Source organism: Solibacillus sp. iso_87, assembly GCF_056173085.1.
Genome location: NZ_CM149656.1, coordinates 3,222,982 through 3,236,770 on the forward strand (window position 1 = coordinate 3,222,982; position 13,789 = coordinate 3,236,770).

At 37.7% G+C, this 13,789-nt stretch carries 12 protein-coding genes and 1 other RNA gene; 2 read left to right on the forward strand and 11 right to left on the reverse strand.

Annotated elements, in window-relative coordinates; translation table 11 throughout:
- Window positions 1-89: 89 nt before the first annotated feature.
- Together AC0VXV_RS16470 and AC0VXV_RS16475 are read right to left on the reverse strand one after the other, a co-directional pair.
- Window positions 90-2,450, reverse strand: a complete 2,361-nt coding sequence (locus AC0VXV_RS16470) for a S8 family peptidase (protein ID WP_475529288.1) — start codon at window positions 2,448-2,450, stop codon at window positions 90-92.
- A gap of 3 nt (window positions 2,451-2,453) precedes the next feature.
- The gene (locus tag AC0VXV_RS16475) at window positions 2,454-3,545 is read right to left on the reverse strand and encodes an AAA family ATPase (protein WP_475529289.1); all 1,092 of its coding nucleotides are present in this window, start codon (window positions 3,543-3,545) and stop codon (window positions 2,454-2,456) included.
- A gap of 333 nt (window positions 3,546-3,878) precedes the next feature.
- On the opposite strand from AC0VXV_RS16475, the gene AC0VXV_RS16480 reads away from it, so the two are divergent.
- Window positions 3,879-4,133, forward strand: a complete 255-nt coding sequence (locus AC0VXV_RS16480) for a hypothetical protein (RefSeq protein ID WP_475529291.1) — start codon at window positions 3,879-3,881, stop codon at window positions 4,131-4,133.
- A 12-nt stretch (window positions 4,134-4,145) separates the two neighbouring features.
- The gene (locus tag AC0VXV_RS16485; RefSeq protein WP_475529293.1) at window positions 4,146-4,667 is read left to right on the forward strand and encodes a site-specific integrase; all 522 of its coding nucleotides are present in this window, start codon (window positions 4,146-4,148) and stop codon (window positions 4,665-4,667) included.
- A gap of 122 nt (window positions 4,668-4,789) precedes the next feature.
- Here AC0VXV_RS16485 and ssrA read toward each other — a convergent pair.
- From ssrA to AC0VXV_RS16530, 9 genes are all read right to left on the reverse strand, one after another.
- Window positions 4,790-5,147: a transfer-messenger RNA gene (ssrA, locus tag AC0VXV_RS16490) on the reverse strand.
- Between the two features lie 159 nt (window positions 5,148-5,306).
- Window positions 5,307-5,684: a helix-turn-helix domain-containing protein gene (locus tag AC0VXV_RS16495; protein WP_475529294.1), complete on the reverse strand. Its 378-nt coding sequence runs from the start codon at window positions 5,682-5,684 to the stop codon at window positions 5,307-5,309.
- Between the two features lie 193 nt (window positions 5,685-5,877).
- Window positions 5,878-6,342 carry an SsrA-binding protein SmpB gene (gene smpB / locus AC0VXV_RS16500; RefSeq protein ID WP_350481320.1) on the reverse strand — a complete coding sequence of 155 codons (465 nt, stop codon included), beginning with the start codon at window positions 6,340-6,342 and terminating at the stop codon, window positions 5,878-5,880.
- A gap of 187 nt (window positions 6,343-6,529) precedes the next feature.
- Window positions 6,530-8,938 carry a ribonuclease R gene (rnr, locus tag AC0VXV_RS16505; RefSeq protein WP_475529296.1) on the reverse strand — a complete coding sequence of 803 codons (2,409 nt, stop codon included), beginning with the start codon at window positions 8,936-8,938 and terminating at the stop codon, window positions 6,530-6,532.
- A gap of 127 nt (window positions 8,939-9,065) precedes the next feature.
- Complete coding sequence (locus AC0VXV_RS16510; RefSeq protein WP_475529298.1) at window positions 9,066-9,812, reverse strand: alpha/beta hydrolase; 747 nt, start codon at window positions 9,810-9,812, stop codon at window positions 9,066-9,068.
- 318 nt (window positions 9,813-10,130) lie between these two features.
- A complete protein-coding gene (locus AC0VXV_RS16515; protein ID WP_475529300.1) occupies window positions 10,131-10,796 on the reverse strand; it encodes a hypothetical protein in 666 nt (221 codons plus the stop codon).
- A gap of 28 nt (window positions 10,797-10,824) precedes the next feature.
- Entirely contained in the window at window positions 10,825-11,439 is a 615-nt protein-coding gene (sipW, locus tag AC0VXV_RS16520) for a signal peptidase I SipW (protein ID WP_475529301.1), read from the reverse strand.
- A gap of 106 nt (window positions 11,440-11,545) precedes the next feature.
- Window positions 11,546-12,262, reverse strand: a complete 717-nt coding sequence (locus AC0VXV_RS16525; protein ID WP_475529302.1) for a hypothetical protein — start codon at window positions 12,260-12,262, stop codon at window positions 11,546-11,548.
- Window positions 12,263-12,528: 266 nt separating this feature from the next.
- Window positions 12,529-13,131, reverse strand: a complete 603-nt coding sequence (locus AC0VXV_RS16530; RefSeq protein ID WP_475529303.1) for a CalY family protein — start codon at window positions 13,129-13,131, stop codon at window positions 12,529-12,531.
- Window positions 13,132-13,789 lie beyond the last annotated feature (658 nt).

The window sequence follows — 13,789 nt, forward strand, 5'->3', positions numbered from 1 at the left end:
TCAAAGTACTGATATATCAATAGCTGCGGGGGCAATCCATTTTTTTGACTACGTTTTTGACTACGTTTTAATGAACTTACGTGTATTTATTATAAATCTTCGTCTACATGAAGATGAATTGTTTCATCTACTTCAATATAATTATAGTTAAATCCATGATGTTCAAGTAATTGAGTTGCCTCCGTATGTAAATCTTCTTCATCATCTGCATCAGATATGGTAACTAACAACACAAAATCCATCGAAAGTACCGAGTCATCAGACCTTACTTTTTTATATATAAAATCTCTATACTGACCTTCTAAATATAAAAACCAATTCCTATCCTCTCCAATGAAATCTCTACTATTAGCATCAGTCAGTTCACTTAAATCTGCCGAGAATTTTTTTACTGGATAATATTTATCTCCATACTCAATTAAATTTCGTTCGTATTGAAAACTCTGATTATCACGGATTTTTTTCTTACCATACAGTTTATTTTTCAGAAGGTTCTTAGATTTATCTCTACCTATAGGATTTAAAATCATTTTTTTACTAATGTCACGGTCAAACTTTTCATCATATGTTCCCATCTTTAAATCTAAGTTTGATTGACAATATTCTGGACCCATATCTTTCTCTAAGTAATTATCGTATACTAATGTAACTTTTATCCTCCCAGTATAAACACCATTTTTAATAAGATTTCTTGGATATGGGAAATCCATTATGTCAATTTTATGTTTTTTTCTAAGGTTTCCACTTAACATAAACGTAACAGAAGTAGGTGTTTCAGTTCCTAAGATGTATTCCGAATTATGTGGTTTGCCAAAACCCAATCTCTTTAGTCTCATATCTTCACTTAGTGGAGGGTCTTCTAAATATTGAGCCGAATGTATAATCAACGCCCTAATTAAGAGTGGATTAAAATTCCTTTCATCGAGTCCTAATTCTAAATACAGTTCTGCAGCTAATTTTGCAACTTTAGGAGTTGAATAACTTGTACCAACCTTCAAACAGAAGCTACCATCACTTTTTAATGACCTTTCGCTAACAGTATCATAATCTACCACTGACTGAGGTACATAGGTATTAGCAAAAAGATCCCCCCCATAATGTACTACTTCTGGTTTTATTATACTCGCTGGTCCTCTTCCCACCCTTGAGTAAAGGGATGGGAAGTTAGCTTCTGAAACTGAATAAGAATCTGAATTTCTTATTAAAGAGCCGACTGTTAATGCTCTAACCGCATCAGCTCCTTGGCTCAACTTTCGAGGTTCTTGATTTAACAGGTATGAACGTGAATCATTACCACTAGATTTAATGATAAGTACATTGTATTTTTTTTGAATTTCATCTAATGCAATCGCAAAGTCTGAAAATTTATCCTCCTCCATTTCCTTACCAATACTAACAGATAGACTCCAAATTTTAACATGGCTATTGAGTTCAACTGCTCTTTTTATATTTTCTATCAGTTCACCTTCACTAACACCGCCTATTTTACTAACAGGCACGTCAATAATTTTACACCCTTCTATAGAAGAATCTCTGACTCCATTTAATGCATTACCATGCACTAGCAAAGTAGCAATAAAGGTCCCATGATCCTTATTTAATTCTGTCTCTGTATAATTACAGCCTTGACCTCTTTCAACAAACTCTTGCAAATGAGGTAAAACTTCAACACCAGAATCCAATAAGCCAACAAGAGGATATTTTTTATTTCCATCAAAGACAATGAAATTTTCTTCTCTATCCCCCTCCTCTAAAACTGGAAAGGGATCTTCTATATATGGCATTGGTTCTATAGATTTTAATGGTAATTCTCTTATGAAATTTAATTCATCTAACGTTATATCACTTACTTCAATTACATGTTCATCATCAGTGTAATTAAATTCATTAAAAGCAATTTCTTTTTGCTTTAAATAACTTTTAAAATAAGTATTAACCTTTGTATTGAGATTTGGATTATGAAAATCAATAAACTTAATTTTGTAATTACTCTTTTCTGTACTTAGTTCTATAGGTGCCAGATAATTTTGAATTTCATCTATCGCTGAAATTGAATTTTTATTCCGCTCTAAATTCTTTAGATTTTCTATAGCTCTAATCTTCGAGCCTTCATTATCAAGTTTTAAAAGAAGTTTATTTTCCCCTGTCATCCCCAATTGTGTAGGTGTGGAATCTACTTCAAACATATTTAACAATTTAGATTGATGCGACTTCGCCTTAGCATCATCAATAATGTTCGCTTCAAAAACAATAGGTAATCCATCAATTCCCTGTATATTTTTAGATTCAGATAGACTATTTAGCTGAGAAATAAGTGTCTCACTATGAAGTTTTAATTCTTCGCCATGGAGTGTCCAATCATAGTCCTTTTCGTCTCCGCCACCTTCTGTTCGAAGATTATCAATAGCTCTTTGGTTAAATCTAATCAAAAAATATTTCTTTTTATCCATAATTTAGTCCTCCTTTTTAGTAGCTGCCCTTACTTTTCTTATAGGAATTTTGGTATGGACAACTATTTGCCTTTGGGACAATCCATTTTCGTATAGGAAACTCACTAGTTTATCATTGTCACTTAGAGAAGGATTTTCTCTCAAAAATAGTTCAAAAAGTAAATGATAATAACATAAATCATATTCATAAATTATACTCTTTTTAACAGAATTTGTAATTATAAGCTTTATTAGCGACGGGGCTAATTTTTCCGTCAATATTGCAAATTGATCAATTTCTTTTTTTGAAAATTTTCCACTAACCTCAAATTTAATCAACTCATTCTGAATTATTTTTAATCTGAGGTTACAATCTAAATTTTTCAACTCTAAAATTTTATCAAATCTTCTCCAAATTGCATTATCTAGTAATTCCGCATGATTCGTTGCTGCAAGTAAAATACTTTCATTACTAAATTCATCTATATTTTGTATTAAAGAGTTAACTACACGTTTAAGTTCTCCAGAATCATTATGGTCGTCTCTAATTTTTGCTATTACATCAAATTCATCTAAGAATAATACACATGGTCTTTTAGATGCGTATTCGAAAACTTTGCGAATATTTTTTGCTGTATTACCTAACCTAGATGAGATTAAACTATCTAATTTTAGTACGATTAAAGGTAAATTCAGCTGAAAACTAATATATTTAGCCAATGACGTTTTCCCTGTTCCAGGAGGTCCGTATAACAAAAGGCTGTGAGATACATTTAAACCTTTCTTTAATAAATTGTCTTTTTTATAGTACGTTAATATAAAATCTTTAACTTCATTTTCAATATATTCGTTGAAAACGAGATAATCTTCCAACTCGGTTGGAATAATTACATTTACAGTTTCTAGATTACTCTCTTGGTCTATCGGTTTAGTTGCAAGGCTATCATAACGTACTAAATTTAAGTTCTGTGAATCTATTATTTTAAATATTTTATTCGAAAAACTTTTATTTCCATCAGATTCTATTTTTTGAGCAAGGGACTTAGAATAATTAATGACTTTTTGTATGTCATTATTCATTCCACCCTCAATAATTTTCAAAATTTCTGTATACATTTCGCAACACTCCTCCGTTTCATTTTACACAAAAGACGTACCATTTTATACTTTTTTGTTTCATTTTTATTCCTTCTTGTAACTTATTATTCACTTTTTGTTACAATTTTATTTATAACAATTAAAAAAAAAAAAAACGCAACATCAAAGAAATTGCGTGTACATAAACTTTCTATTTATTCTTTTGTAGTTGTGCTCTTGCAGCTTGAAATTCTCGTTGCTTCTTCAACAAACCATCCAGCGAGTCATTATAAAAAACATCCGAGCATTCTTTAGAGCAAAAACGCTTACCTATTTTATTGGGATCTTTCCAAACGATTGTGACCATATAGTATGATTCTTCTTTATTACTATCGTACTGTAAAAGCATACGCAGCTAAAGTATTAGATTTTGTAGTTAAACATGGATACTTACAAACCAACCCATTCACACATGTTGAAGCACCTGTAAATGTATCTAAAAAGCGAATAGTTCAGGATGATGGAGAAGAAGCGGAAAATTTCTATACACGTGAACAACTTATTCACTTCCTGTCATGCCTAGAGCAAGAAAGTAATTTTAAAGCTTATGCATTATTCCGTTTATAAGCATTTAGTGGCATGCGTAAAGGTGAAGCATTAGCTTTAACGTGGAATGATTTAAACTTCACTTCAAATGAGCTTCGTATTAATAAAGCTATATCCCGTGGGAAAGATAATCAGCTCTATATGAAAACGACGAAAACAGGTGTAGCACGCTCAATTAAAATGGATGATAAAACAATGGCTATTATGAAAGAATGGAAGAAAAAACAGAAGCAGGATTATTTAATACTTGGCTACAATACAATGCAACCAAAGCAGCTAGTATTCAGTAATGAAGTTAATGAATATTTACAGCCAACTAAAACTCGTAAATGGATTTTACATGTACAGAAGAAATACAAGCTAGGAACGATTACGACACATGGCTTACGTCATACACATTGCTCATTATTATTCGAAGCTGGAGCTAGCCTAAAAGAAGTTCAGGATCGTTTAGGCCACAGTGATGTTCAAACTACAATGAACATCTACGCCCACGTTACAAAAAAGGCTAAGGAAGAGGCTATTCAGAAGTTTGCCAGCTATCTTGAAATGTAATTTTTGACTACGTTTTTGACTACGTTCATTTGATATTCGTTGAAACTGTATGATATTAGACAAAATAAAAAACCCTTGATATACAAGGGTTTTGACATTCATTGAAACTCAATGAAATCGTATTATGGAGACGGTGGGAGTCGAACCCACGTCCAGAAGCTCCAATACGCCGGCTTCTACGCGTGTAGTTTGTCTACTTGCGATTCGCGAGTTCTTATGCCGACAAACAGGCGTCCGAATCGCTAACCTGGGAATCTCTTACCGTTGACTCAGGTGGTACCAACGATCGTATCCCACTTAAGTTGAACCCAGCGTAGTCTACATGGGCGATAGACAGGCTGAGTGCTACGAGCTAATTAAGCTGCGTAAGCGAAGTTTTGTTGTTTGCCAGTTATTATATAACTTCCGTTGTTGACGAAGACGAGACCTCCGACGCGCGACCAGAGCTTGAACCACCCCTGTCGAATCCGTAACGTCCCCGAGTAGTAGTAAACCCGAGTTAAGTTCGGAAAAGAGCTAAATGCTCTTTAAAACGTGTACCGTATGAGTAGATACACACTGGCTAGTACAGTCAATTATATGACAAACCGGCTAAGCTTGCAAGTAATTCTGCTTCTCTCGTACACAGCCAATATTTTCTTAGCCTTGTTTATACAATTGGTTGCGGTAGTCTACAGGTGTGACTCCGTGGAATCGCTTGAACAGTTGCGTAAATTCAAAGTAACCGTTCAATCCGATCATTTTTGAAATTTCCTTGAAGTCCATTTGTGTATCTTCCAGTAATCCTTCTGCTTTGTGTAATCGAACTTTCGTAATATATTCTTTTACCGGCATCCCGACCTGCTGTTCGAAAATACCATTATAGTCCGGATACTCATCGGCAATTATATCTTCAACCAATGCCAAACAATGGGCATGTACACTATATTTTTCAACTAAAATAACAACTTTATCGACCAACTCTGCGTTGCGTAATCCGTTCACTTGTGGAAATCCCCCTACGTATGCTAATGCCATTGACTAAAACACCCTATCATTTGATATCTCATCCTCACTTTTACTCCATTTTAAATTTGTACCCCCTATTTCTAGATTAAAAACCACTTTTTTTTGCCCGAAAAAAAGAGATGTGTAAAATATAAACAAATTCGTTTCACACATCTCTTTTGATCAATCTATAAATTCCGTCTAAAACAACGGATTTTTTAGTTTACTGCTGGCGGTCCTTGAAAGCACGTTCCATATCACGCTTCGCTTCTTTTTTCTTCATATCATGACGTTTATCGTAATCTTTCTTACCTTTTGCAAGACCGATTAGTAACTTCGCATAGCCGTCCTTAATATACATTTTCAGTGGAACAATGGTATAGCCGTCACGCTTTACGGCACCAATTAATTCACTGATTTGTTTTTTATGTAAGAGCAGCTTGCGTTCGCGTAATGGGTCATGATTGTAGCGGTTCCCTTGGTCGAATGGCGAAATATGCATATTTTTTACCCATGCTTCCCCACCCATAATACTAATATACGCTTCCTTCAGCTGGACTCGGGCACCACGTACGGATTTAATCTCCGTTCCTGTCAGTACCATCCCTGCTTCAATTGTTTCTTCTATGAAGTAATCATGGCTCGCTTTTTTGTTTTGAGCTAAAACTTTACCTGCGCCTTTTGCCATTCGTTTTACACCTCTACTTAATCAATTATGCCTTGGCAGAATTGCGTCCGGATTCGGCTTTGCGCACACGCAAAGAACTCCTTTCCGAATCCGTGACATCCGCTGGAGGCTTCCTTTCCTATAGCGGATACGCAATAGGAAAGGGAAGAGCTATGATGCCGAAAATGCATCATAGCTTCACACCTTACTATTTCTTTTTACTTTTTTTCTTTTTCCCTTTTGCGATGCCTTCATAAAACTTCGGCTTATCGCCTGATTTACCTTCTTTACGGCGACCGCGTGGATCACGGTCAGATGAGCCTGAACGTTTCGCTTTTTCAGGACGTGCCTTGCTTCCGCCGCGCGATTTGCGATCACGCTTTTCGCCTGTACGCTCATCATCTTTTTTGCGGCCTTCTCGGCGACCTGCATGGATTACTTTCGATGTTTGGCGACGAGCCGGACGTGGGCTGCTCACCATATCGACGATTTCGAAGTCGACAGAAGATTCCTCGATCACGACGTTCGCAACACGGATTTTCACTTCATCCCCGATGCGGAACTGACGGCCAGTACGCTCGCCGATCATCATCATATGACGGTCTTCAAAACGGTAGTAATCGTCCGTCATATTCGAAATATGAACAAGACCTTCCACCGTATTTTCAAGCTCTACGAAAATACCGAAGTTCGTAATCGATGACACGATCCCTTCGAACTCTTCCCCAATTTTATCGGACATGAACTGCGCTTTTTTCAGTGCATCCGTATCACGCTCTGCTTCAACCGCACGACGTTCACGACCAGATGTATGATCCGCAATTTCATCCATTACCGCGCTCCATTGCACTACCGTTTCCCTCGATGTATCGCCATTAATGAGATACGTACGAATTAAACGATGGACGATTAAATCCGGGTAACGACGGATCGGTGATGTGAAGTGCGTATAAAACTCTGTCGATAAACCGAAGTGGCCTAATGACTCGGCATAATATTTCGCCTGCTGCATCGAACGTAACAGCATCGTTGAAATAACCGGCTCTTCCGGTAAACCTTCAATCGAACGAATGACTTCCTGCAATGCTTTCGGATGTACCGAATTTCCAGTACCTTTGATCATAATACCAAAATTTGTAACAAATTCAAAGAAGCGTTGTAATTTTTCAGGCTTCGGATCTTCGTGGATACGGTAGATGAACGGCAGCTCCATCCAGTGGAAATGCTCGGCAATCGTTTCGTTCGCTGCAAGCATAAACTCCTCGATCAGACGCTCCGCAACAGTACGTTCGCGTAACACGATGTCTGTCGGCCAACCGTCTTCATTCACTAATACTTTTGATTCCTTGAAATCAAAGTCAATCGCACCGCGCGCCATACGTTTGTTGCGTAGGATTTGCGCTAAATCGGCCATATCTTTGAACATCGGCACTAAGTTTTCATAGCGCTCCATTAATTCTGGGTTTTCGTCCGGATTTTCTAAAATGTTATAAACGTCCGAATACGTCATACGCTCCGTCGTTTTAATCACACTTTGGAAAATTTCATGTTTCACAACTTGCCCAGCCTGGTCAATCGTCATTTCACATGACAATGTTAAACGGTCCACCTGTGGATTCAATGAGCAGATTCCGTTTGATAAACGGTGCGGAATCATCGGAATTACGCGGTCCGTCAAATAAACCGAAGTCGCGCGTTCATACGCTTCCTGATCCAGTACAGAGCCTTGCGTCACATAATAGCTGACATCGGCAATGTGTACACCCAGTTTGTAAGTGCCATTGTCATTTTTTACAACGGTAACGGCATCATCCAAATCTTTCGCATCGGCACCATCGATTGTCACAATAACTTCATTGCGCAGGTCACGACGTCCGACTAAGTCCTGTTCGGTAATTTCATCCGGTACGTCGATTGCCGCTTGGACAACCTCTTGCGGGAACTCTGGCGGAATATCGTATTTATAAAGGATCGATAAAATGTCCACACCTGGATCATTTTTATGACCTAAAATTTTCGTGATCATCCCTGTCGCAGATTTCGTTGCATCCGGCCAGTGCGTTACTTCTACAACGACTTTATGTCCGTCGACCGCACCCAGTGCATCCTCTTTTGCGATAAAGATATCCATATTCAATTTCTTATCATCTGTAACGACAAAACCAAAACCGCGATTCGCCTGGTATGTACCGACAAATGATGTTTTGCTGCGTTCGACGATTTTAACAACTGTCCCTTCACGGCGGTCACCTGATTGTTCCTTTAATACACGTACGAGCACGGTATCTTCATTTAAAGCACCATTAACTTCGTGTGCCGGGATGAAAATATCGTCCATGCCTTGTTCTTCCGGTGCGACGAAACCAAATCCTTTCGCGTTCCCAATAAAGCGGCCGCGCAGTAAGTTCATGCGTTCCGGTAAACCGTAGCGATTTGAACGGGAGCGCACGATTTGTCCCTGTGCTTCCATTTTTACGAGTGTTTTGACTAATTCACGGAAATCATCCGCTTCTTCTAATTCTAGTGCATCTTCAATTTCCGATACGGTCATCGGTTTATAGCCATCGTCCTTCATCATATCGAGGACGCGCTGTTGTAATTCATTTTGTTGTGTCATGTATTATTTCCCTCCTTTGAACAGAAAATAAAGTTTCTTACGATTTTTGCTTTTGGAATAAACTTTTAGGCAACCGTGGATTTCCAATTTACAAAGTTTCGTAAAAAACAAAAATTTATTCACACCATTAGACTATCCAATCTAACGAATTTAAAAACGTGAGAACTTCTTCATGAAGCTGGTCTTTTTCTTTGTCGAGTGTGATGACATGGCCCGAATGCTCATACCAGCTGATTTTTTTGTCAATCGATTCGACGGTGTCATAAATAATATTGGCTGAATCGGGGTTGATGACTTTGTCGTTGCGCGCTTGGATCACCAAAATCGGCGCATACAGTAAGTCGATTGTCTCTCGTACATCGTAAATCAATTGCTGCAGTTCAGGCAGTGATGCCATTCCTTGCTGCTTGATCGCTTCAATCTCTAATTCAATTTCCTGTTCACTTTTACCTTGTTGTTTTTTATATTGTTTTGCATATTCAAGTACGCCTTCAAACATAATGTCTGTCGTGCGCATCGTCATCGGCGAGCACATCGTAACAACGCCTTTCACCGGATGACTTGTCGCAAGCTTGAGTGAAAATACGCCACCGAGCGATAATCCTGCAACGGCGATTTCTTCATAGCCTGCCTCTTTTAATTGTGTATACCCGTTTTTTACATCTTGCCACCATTCTTCGGGATTTGAGACAATCAGTTCTTCTGGCGGAACACCATGTCCTTTGTAATGTGGGGCAAGCGATGTGTAGCCGTGCTTTTCCAAAAAGCGTCCAAGCATCCGCACATCGGCCGAACTACCTGTAAATCCATGTAACAATAAAACCGCTCTCGGCCCTGCCTGAAAGAAGAACGGTGAAGACAAAGCTGTTTTCATTCTCGTGGCTCCCGTCTTGTTCCATAATATGAGAAATACGATTCGAACACACCTTCGAATCGTGTAAAACTTTCCATTTCTCCTATTATACTTCGTTTCCTGCCACACTAAAAGAAAAAGCCCAACCTAGCATTAAATGCTTGGTTAGGCGTTTAATTTCAATCGAATGGAATTTTGTTATAGCGAGCGGTACCTTGCAGAAAACAACAGAAAGAACTATTCTTTTTACATTTAAGGTTACCGACTTTAAAAAGCGGAAAAGCCACTAAGGTAAATCATATCACCCCTTAGCAGCTTTTCAAAATTTTATTATATAAGTTATTGGACAAGTCTCATCTTTCTGTAATAAATGATGATGACCGTGACGATCCCGCCTACTACTAGAGCCCCACAGAGCAATATATAATTTATTAGGTTTGTTGAACTGTCAGGCAAACCTGGACCTCCTGGTGACATTGGACTTCCTAAGCTGGAAATCTGCCCTATAATTTCTTCTTGAACCGGCTCGCTTTCATTTCCTTCTGCTGTAAAAGTGAAAGCAAATGAAGATTGAAGTGCTTGAAATTCATTTCCGAGATGTTCCGGAAAGCGAATCGTTACTTCCAGATTTTCTTCGGTGCCAGTTGTCAGTTTTCTTCTTGGCAATGATTTAAAGTTAGCTAATTTGTCTTGATACAGTTCTTCGCCACCCGCTTTTATCTCCAGCAGCAGCTCATTAAACAGCTTTTCATCTCCACTATTTTGTAACTGCATTTGATAGTCGAAGTCTTTACTCCCGACATTCTTTACTGTAATTGTTCTTGGCGCCCAGTCACCCGGCTTCATATTACTAACTTCAAATAAAGTATCTGTCGGTGTAAGACTGATGTCTATCTCCTGCTTTTCCGTATCATTTTCACCCTCTGCGTACACACTGGTTACGGGAGACAACGATACCCAACTAAACAGTAAAAGAAGCGGTAAAATTTGAAACAGTTTTTTCATATAATGCCTCCATATCCTTGCAATCGATTCAAGATGTACTTTTTCCAGTATCTTCTGCAATTACTTCAGCTTGTTTTCTTTGAGGGATTTCAATTAAAGATATAGCTTTCCAAAGTGTAAATGCTGAGTATAAAAGTAAAAGCAGGCCTGGAACGATCAATAAAAATGCACCGTTTTTCGAAGAAGCAAAGTTATTGAAGTACCCTACGTACGGCATTGTGAAGCCAGTGTATTGAGCCACGACATTCTCCGCCATAACCGGATTCATATCTTCCGCATTGTTGTTATCACCTTTTGTACGGTAAAGTACAGAATCGCCATTTTTAACTACTTCCGTAATGCGGTGAGTAATTAACATATCTTCTGCTTCCTGGAAAGTGATGACATCGCCTTCTTTATAGTTAGCTTTATCTTCCGCAATTTTAACAGCGATAATGGAACCTGTTTGAATTCCTGGTTCCATTGATCCCGAAAGTACTGTTTTTAATTGGTAGCCGAAAAATTGAGGTTCTCCGCCCGATGCTTTTGATATAACAACTATGAAAGCTAAGCTAATTAGTAGCGTCATTAAAATAGTAGTTATAATATTATTTACCCATTTCATTATTTTTCCATTTATTGATTTCTTTTTTGTACTTCTCACTCGAACCACCCTTTTCATGATTTATGTTATTTAATATTTAACTATCGCTGTTTTAGTCGACACCAATTCTACAGTACTAGCATTTAAGAATCTCATCAGATTTGCCCTAGTCATTGTTTTTCGGTGGATTCGGACTTTCAGTGTTCGATTTCTGCACTTCACTCTCTTTGCTTTCATCCGCACCTGTCTTAACCCCATTTTCTTTATTCACTTCTTTTTCCTCAGTAATTGATTCGTTTTGTGGTTTGGCTTCCTTTTCTTTTTCTATAGCCTGTGTTTCTGTATTTTCCGGTGCGTTTTCTTTTTCTTTTTCAGTGACCGGTGTTTTTACTTCTTCTGTAGCTTTTTCTTTTTCTGCTTTTTCTTCTTCATCAACAGCTGGCGCTTCAATATCCTCTGCTACCTTTTCCTTTTCTTCTTTCTCTTTTTCAATTGCTGGTACTTCTGCATCTTCTGCAGCTTTTCCTTCCTCTTCATCTTTACAATCGTTTGTCACTTTTTCAGTTGATTCAGGTGCCTCCGTTTTCTTACAATCCACTTCTTTAGATTTACCTGTTTCAGCTTCTCCCTCTGTTGCATCACTTAATTCTCCGCAATCAACCTCAACTTCCTCACCGGTTACTGGATCTTTCACAGTAACTACTGTAGCTTCGGTAACTTTATCCTCAGAAGTTGGCGAGGATTCATCGCCCGGTACTTTATCAGTTGAATCTTCCATACCGCATGCAATAGCCGGAACTTCGGGAACCTCCCAGATATCAGCAGTAATGGCTCCTGTAAGTACAGACTGGCTACTGAAATTCGCGGAGGTGTCGGACGACATATAAGAGACACCAAAAATAGCTAAATAACAAATGAGTACAATTTTTAAATAGAGGATAAGATCACGCTTTTTTTTCTTATATCTGCCTTTAGGTCTAGGGTTCAAACCGATACCGCCTTTCTTTTTCCTAATGGAATTTTCTTAAATATATTCCTCAAAACACAAAAACCATTTATACGTTGAGAAATATATATAAGGAAAAGTTCCGACGGATTATTACATAAAATAAGGGAGGAGAAGGGTCTCCTCCCTGAAATCTATTTCTATTATTTTAAAGTTCCAGCTGTTTGTTTTGCATCAAATGTCCACTCAAGTTGTAAAGAATCGCCTTGGAATACATTTTGATCTTGGCCATTGTCGACAAATTCAAACATGACAGAAAGCGTATCACTTGAAAGGGCTTTTAGGCCGTCATTTTCTCCCCCAAGAATCCAGCCTAATACATCTCTATCAACCACATCTGTTGAAGACAATGATTTTAAAGTCGTTTCATGAACCACTTCAGTTCTCTTGTCTTTATTTACTAAAAACTTAACTTTAATATGCTCGCCTAAATCTGCTCCAGCATTATTGCCGTTCGTATCACCAACTGTATATTTTGAAGTTAATAATACTTTTGAAACATCTAGACTACCAGTGTTATTAAGTTTAAATTCACGTAGCATTGTATCACCAGGTTTAATATTCGTTACATTAATAATCGCATTGTCAGCGTCATTACCTTTTACATTAATATCCAATGTACCTGCAGCAAAAGCACTTTTATTTACTTCCACATCATTGAAATATGCATAAGTTCCCCCGCCGATCATGCTTACAGCTAGTGCTCCAGTTGCGATACCCATTGCTAGTTTCTTTTTGATACTCATTTTAAATTCCTCCAATTAGTTTTAGTTTTTTTGCTCTTCCCTGTCTCTTATAAGAAATATTTTTTCTTCCTCGACGCGGGGTATGAGTTTTCTTACACTTGATACATTTGCGCCATTTTCATAGTGTTGCAGCTTTTTAAGGCTCCCCCATTTTTCAACGTTTGTCTGAAAGAGCATTCATTCTATACATAGAAGCATTGGTCCGTCGCTCTTAGCAAATCTTCTCATCAATCTGCTAGTGAGCGATACTAGAAGTAGAATTTAATCATCGATATTAGAGATTTCACTTCTCAGATTAAAGTGCATTAAATGCTAATGTTGTCCTCCTTTGTATTTCACTTTTACGACTATGAAAGTGGAACTAAACTCAGTATAGACCGTTCCAAAAATTTCCTCTCCCCTCCATTGGGTGATTTTTGACAAATGCAAATTCTACTTTCGAACTTACCCAAAGGTATACTTTTGGGTTAGTCCATCTACTACCAATTGGTTATGTAGCCTTACAAACTCTGAAGTGTCAACGTTTCTCTATGGCCCTATGTAGATAACGGTACTTTGAATCCTTTCCTCCCGCTCATAATTTAACGTATTGTTTTTTATATTTTTCTGTTTGTATTTATTCATAGTTCATATGACTTGCTACACCCATGCAACTTTT